Source organism: Variovorax sp. P4_D9 (assembly GCF_056401695.1).
The window spans coordinates 1-2,805 of sequence record NZ_JBFUIU010001014.1 but is presented as its reverse complement, the minus strand read 5'-3'; the positions used below and the strand labels follow the sequence as shown (position 1 = coordinate 2,805).

General features: G+C 68.2%; 3 protein-coding genes and 1 pseudogene. All 4 read right to left on the bottom strand.

The window, feature by feature from the left end; genetic code table 11:
• A pseudogene (locus tag AC1DY5_RS50110) lies at nucleotides 1-445 on the bottom strand (molybdopterin molybdenumtransferase MoeA); the annotation flags it as partial.
• The gene (mobB, locus tag AC1DY5_RS50105) at nucleotides 438-983 is read right to left on the bottom strand and encodes a molybdopterin-guanine dinucleotide biosynthesis protein B (RefSeq protein WP_478121756.1); all 546 of its coding nucleotides are present in this window, start codon (nucleotides 981-983) and stop codon (nucleotides 438-440) included. The gene mobB and the pseudogene AC1DY5_RS50110, both read right to left, overlap by 8 nt.
• 15 nt (nucleotides 984-998) lie before the next feature.
• Entirely contained in the window at nucleotides 999-2,414 is a 1,416-nt protein-coding gene (gene thrC, locus AC1DY5_RS50100) for a threonine synthase (protein WP_478121755.1), read from the bottom strand.
• A partial coding sequence (locus AC1DY5_RS50095; RefSeq protein ID WP_478121754.1) for an ACT domain-containing protein occupies nucleotides 2,414-2,805 on the bottom strand: 392 nt, incomplete at its 5' end. The genes AC1DY5_RS50095 and thrC, both read right to left, overlap by 1 nt.

Sequence of the window (2,805 nt, the reverse complement as noted above, 5' to 3'; positions counted from 1 at the left end):
CGCCGGCACGGCGGATCCATTGGCCCGCCGCCGGCGCGATCTCGATGCGCACGCTGCCCAGGCTGCCCTCCTCGGGCAGCGCGGCCGTGTCCTCCTGCATCACCACGGCATCGGCACCGTCGGGGATCTGGGCGCCGGTGAAGATGCGCGCGGCCGTTCCCGCCGCGAGCGTGGTGCCCACGCTGCCGGCCGGAATGCGCTGCGCCACCCGCAGCACCGCGCCGGGCGCCGCACAGTCGGCGCTGCGCACCGCGTAGCCGTCCATCGAACTGTTGTCGCGCGGCGGCACGGTGAGGGCCGACACGACGTCCTGCGCCAGCACCCGGCCATCGGCCTCGAAGGTCGAGACGCTCTCGGTGCCTATGACTGGCGTGGCGGCCGCGAGCAGCGCCGCCAGCGCCTCGTCGAGCGGCATCAGGGACGGACGGTTGGAAGTGCTAGCCATGGTGTTCCACCTTGTAGTCGAAACGATCGGCGTGCTGCAGCAGCCAGTCGCCGATGCCATCGACGTCGTCGAGGTCAAAGATCGGCAACTCGGTCGGCTGCGGCAGGCCCGCGGGATCGTCGGTCGCGATGCCGACGATGAAGGCATCCTCGACGTAGCGTGCCGGCCGTGCGGTTTCGCCTTCGGCGGGCGCGCGCCAGACCTCGATCTTGCGCAGGTCGCTGTGCTTGAAGCCCTCGACCAATACCCAGTCGACGCCCGCATCGAGTTCGGCAATGAGATCGTGCACGCCGAGCTGGGTCGGCCGCTCGAACTCGCGGATCAGCGCCAGCCGCTTGTCGGACGCCACCACCACCTCGAAGGCGCCGGCCTCGCGATGGCGGAAGGTGTCCTTGCCCGGATGGTCGATGTCGAACTTGTGGTGCGCGTGCTTGACCACCGAGACCCGCTGGCCATGCAGCTTGAGCACCGGAATCAGCTGCTCGACCAATGTCGTCTTTCCCGCGCCCGAATAGCCGGCGAAGCCGATGACTTTCATGCGCGGTCCGCCCTCTCAGTCGCAGTTCTGCGCAATGTAGGCCTTGACCGCCTCGGCGTCGGCCGGCAGCTTGACGACGCGCTTCGGCAGCGCCTCGATGCCCGCAAAGCGCGCCGGCCGCTCCGGCTCGTGGCCAAGCGCCTCGACGATGGTCTCAGCGAACTTGATCGGCAGCGCGGTCTCGAGCACGATCATCGGAACGCCTGCTACGAGGTGCTCGCGGGCTGCCTTCAAGCCGTCGGCGGTATGGGTGTCGATCAGCGTCGCGAAACGCTTGTCGGTGTCGCGGATGGTCGCCAGGCGGTCGGCATGGGTGCTGCGGCTGCTGGCAAAACCGAAGCGCGCCGCGGCCTCGGCAAAGACCGGATCGCTGCTCAGGTCGAAGCGACCGGTGCGTTCCAGCTCGCCCTCGAAGAGCGCACGCGCCTTGGCGCCGTCGCGGCCCACCAGGTCGAACACGAAGCGCTCGAAGTTGCTGGCCTTCGAGATGTCCATCGACGGGCTCGAGGTCTCGTGCGTGTCGGCGGCCGCACGGACTCGGTAGACACCGGTGCGGAAGAACTCGTCGAGCACGTCGTTCTCGTTGGTCGCCACCACCAGCGTGCGGATCGGCAGGCCCATCATGCGGGCCACGTGGCCGGCGCAGACATTGCCGAAGTTGCCCGAGGGCACGGTGAAGCTGACCTGCCTGTCGTTCGAAGCCGTGGCCTGGAAGTAGCCCGCGAAGTAGTAGACGACCTGGGCCAGCAAGCGCGCCCAGTTGATCGAGTTGACCGTGCCGATCTTGTACTTGCGCTTGAAGGCCAGGTCGTTCGACACCGCTTTGACGATGTCCTGGCAGTCGTCGAATACGCCGCTGATCGCGATGTTGTGGATGTTCGCGTCCTGCAGGCTGAACATCTGGGCTTGCTGGAACGGGCTCATGCGGCCGTCCGGCGAAGTCATGAAGACCCGCACGCCCTTCTTGCCGCGCATCGCGTACTCGGCCGCGCTGCCGGTGTCGCCGCTAGTGGCGCCGAGGATGTTGAGCTGCTCGCCGCGGCGGCCCAGCTCGTACTCGAACAGGTTGCCCAGCAGCTGCATCGCCATGTCCTTGAAGGCCAGCGTGGGGCCGTTCGACAGGGCTTCGAGGTAGACGCCGTCCTCGAGTTCGCGCAGCGGCACGATCTCGTCGCTGCCGAACACCTCGGCGGTGTAGGTGCGGGCGCAGATCGCCTTCAGGTCGGCCGGCGGAATGTCGTCGATGTAGAGCGAGAGGATCTCGAACGCCAGCTCGGCGTACGGCAGGCCGCGCCATTTCGCGAGCGTGGCGTCATCGACCTTCGGGTACTGCTCGGGCAGGTAGAGGCCGCCATCGGGCGCCAAGCCTTCGAGCAGGATGTCGCAGAAGCGGCGGCGGTCGGGATGACCGCGCGTGGACAGGTAGCGCATCAGGACAGCTCTTCCTTGCGGATGCGCACGATCGGCGCCAGCACGGTCGGCAGCGCCTGCAGCTGGGCCAGGGCGTCGTCGAGCGTGCCCTCGCGCGTGTCGTGCGTGAGGATGATCAGGTCGGTCTGGGTCGAGCCTTCGCCGCCGACTTCGTCGGCCTCGCGCTGCAGCACCGCGTCGATGCTGATGCCGGCATTGGCCAGCAGGCCGGTCACCTTGGCGAGCACGCCGGCCTCGTCGGCCACGCGTAGGCGCAGGTAGTAGCTGGTCACGACCTCGGCCATCGGCAGCACCTTCAGGTCGCTCATCGCGTCCGGGTGGAAGGCCAGGTGCGGCACGCGGTGCGCTGCGTCGGCGGTGTGCAGGCGCGTGATGTCGACCAGGTCGGCGA